Raw genomic sequence first — 1,653 nt, 5'->3', positions numbered from 1 at the left:
CGTACATCTCGGCGGTGTCGAAGTGGGTGACGCCGAGGTCGTGCGCGCGACGGATCGCCGCGATGGACTCGGTGTCGTCGGCGGGCCCGTACGCGAAGACCGTCCCCATCGCGCCGTAGCCGATGGATCCGACCGTGAGGCCCTGGGTCCCGAGAGTGCGCTGCTGCATGTGCCGTCCTTCCGTCGTGTCTGGCGATGCAGATGACACTGTACGCCTTTTCTGTCAGTCTCTGACAACTTGGTCATGTTCCGCCTCCCTCGGTACGATGCCGTCGTGGGTGAGACGAGCGCGCGGACCGGTCTGCGGGACATCACGCGTGAAGCCGTGCGCGCGCGGATCGCAGCGGTCGCCGTCGCCCGGTTCGACCGCGACGGGTTCGACGCCGTCACCGTCGAGCAGATCGCGGCCGAGGTCGGCATCTCGGCGCGGAGCTTCCACCGGTACTTCCCGGCGAAGGAGGACGCCGTCATCGGCGATCCACTGCGACACCGGGGTGCGCTCGCGGAGGCGCTCCGGGAGCGTCCGGACGACGAACCGGCCTGGACCGCGCTGCGCGAGGCGTTCGTCGGCATGATGGTCCGCGCCGACGAGGACCCCGAGTCCGGTCGGCGGTCGGTCCGCGTCATGACGTCGACGCCGTCGCTCCGCGCCCGCAACCTCGAGAAGCACCTCGCCTGGGCGGACGTCCTGACGCCGATCCTGACCGAGCGGCTGCGCGCCGGGGACCCCGACGGCGCCGAGCTCGGTGCGGCCGTCCTCGTGCAGGCCGCGCTCGGGTGCTTCGACGTCGCGATCGCCACCTGGTCCGTCACCGACGAGGACGCTCCGGCCCTGCTGCGCCGGACGTTCGACACGCTCGCCGCGGCGGTCTGAGCGGTAGGGTCCGGGGCATGAACGTGAACGGGCCCTCGCCCTACTTCCAGTTCGACGGCACCGCGCTCCAGGCACTCGGGCGCTGGCAGGACGTCTTCGGCGGCGAGCTCAGCATCGCCACCTTCGCGGACTTCTCGCGCACCGACGGCCCCGCCGACGCGGTCGCGCACGGGCAGCTCACCGGCGGCGGCATCACGCTGTTCGCCGCCGACGCCCCGACCGGCGAGACCTCCTTCTCGGCGACCGGGCTGCTCTTCTCCCTGCTCGGCGCCGCCGAACCCGACGTGCTCCGCGGCTGGTTCGACGACCTCGCCTCGGACGGCGCCGTCGTGGACCCGCTGCAGGAACGCCCGTGGGGCGACTGGGACGGCACCGTGCGGGACGTCTTCGGCGTCACCTGGCTGATCGGCTTCGAGGCGGCGGCACTCGCGTGACCGACCGCCCCACCGTGCTCTTCGTGTGCGTGCACAACGCCGGCCGGTCCCAGATGGCCGCCGGCTACCTGCAGCACCTGGCGGGCGACCGCGTCCGGGTGTTCTCGGCCGGCAGCGAACCGGCCGACCGCGTCAACGCCGTCGCGGTCGAGGCCATGGCGGAGGAGGGCATCGACATCGCGACCGCCGTCCCCGCCGTGCTCGAGGCCGACACCGTGCGGGAGTCCGACGTCGTCGTCACGATGGGCTGCGGCGACGCGTGCCCGGTGTTCCCCGGGAAGCGCTACGAGGACTGGGAGCTCGACGACCCGGCCGGGCAGCCGATCGACCGCGTCCGCCCCGTCC

4 protein-coding genes are annotated in these 1,653 nt (G+C 72.6%); 3 read left to right on the top strand and 1 reads right to left on the bottom strand.

Features of this window, described 5'->3' with window-relative positions; translation table 11 throughout:
- On the bottom strand, positions 1–169 hold a 169-nt coding region (locus BIV01_RS20385), incomplete at its 3' end, for an aldo/keto reductase (protein WP_139199499.1).
- A 105-nt stretch (positions 170–274) separates the two neighbouring features.
- Between BIV01_RS20385 and BIV01_RS16775 the strand changes: the two genes are divergently transcribed.
- From BIV01_RS16775 to BIV01_RS16765, 3 genes are all read left to right on the top strand, one after another.
- Positions 275–874 (top strand): TetR family transcriptional regulator, encoded by a 600-nt coding sequence (locus BIV01_RS16775; RefSeq protein WP_254790807.1) that lies wholly within the window; start codon positions 275–277, stop codon positions 872–874.
- A gap of 17 nt (positions 875–891) precedes the next feature.
- Positions 892–1,308 carry a VOC family protein gene (locus BIV01_RS16770; RefSeq protein ID WP_175473767.1) on the top strand — a complete coding sequence of 139 codons (417 nt, stop codon included), beginning with the start codon at positions 892–894 and terminating at the stop codon, positions 1,306–1,308.
- Positions 1,305–1,653: arsenate reductase ArsC (locus tag BIV01_RS16765; protein ID WP_071303614.1), on the top strand; the 349-nt coding region annotated here is incomplete at its 3' end. The genes BIV01_RS16770 and BIV01_RS16765, both read left to right, overlap by 4 nt.

The organism is Curtobacterium sp. MCBA15_013 (assembly GCF_001865095.1).
Lineage (GTDB): Bacteria > Actinomycetota > Actinomycetes > Actinomycetales > Microbacteriaceae > Curtobacterium.
Note: the sequence above shows the minus strand (reverse complement) of the source record. Positions and strands in the feature narration are given on the sequence as shown.